The organism is Nocardia citri, from assembly GCF_054065835.1.
This window is the reverse complement of record NZ_JBSUQM010000079.1, coordinates 1-544: the sequence shown is the minus strand read 5'-3', so window position 1 is coordinate 544 and position 544 is coordinate 1. Positions and strand designations below refer to the sequence as shown.

Sequence of the window (544 nt, the reverse complement as noted above, 5' to 3'; positions counted from 1 at the left end):
TGCGGCCGGGACGGTACTGGTCACGGTCACCACGGCGGGTGGTACCAGTAACGGTGTCTCGTACACCTATGTTGCGGTGCCGACGCTGACCGCTATCGCTCCGAACGCTGGTCCGGTGGCTGGTGGGACCACCGTCGTGCTCACCGGGACAAACCTCACCGGTACGACCGCGGTGAGTTTCGGTGCTACGCCGGCGACGTCGTTCGTCGTGAACTCGTCGACGCAGATCACCGCCATCGCTCCCGCCGGTGCGGCCGGGACGGTACTGGTGACGGTCACTACCGCGGGTGGAACGAGCAACGGTGTCTCCTACACCTATGTTGCGGTGCCGACGCTGACCACCATCGCCCCGAACGCCGGTCCGGTGACCGGCGGCACCACCGTCGTGTTGACCGGGACGAATCTGTCGGGTGCGACTGCGGTGAGTTTCGGTGCTACGCCGGCGACGTCGTTCGTCGTGAACTCGTCGACGCAGATCACCGCCGTCGCCCCTGCAGGGTCGGTCGGGACGGTACCGGTCACGGTCACCACGGCGGGTGGTACC

The 544-nt window shown here is 67.1% G+C and carries 1 protein-coding gene; it reads left to right on the top strand.

All coding sequences use genetic code 11. The annotated features are described in order from the left end of the window. The coding region (locus ACW2Q0_RS31200) for an IPT/TIG domain-containing protein (protein ID WP_457194506.1) at nt 1–544 on the top strand (544 nt) is incomplete at both ends.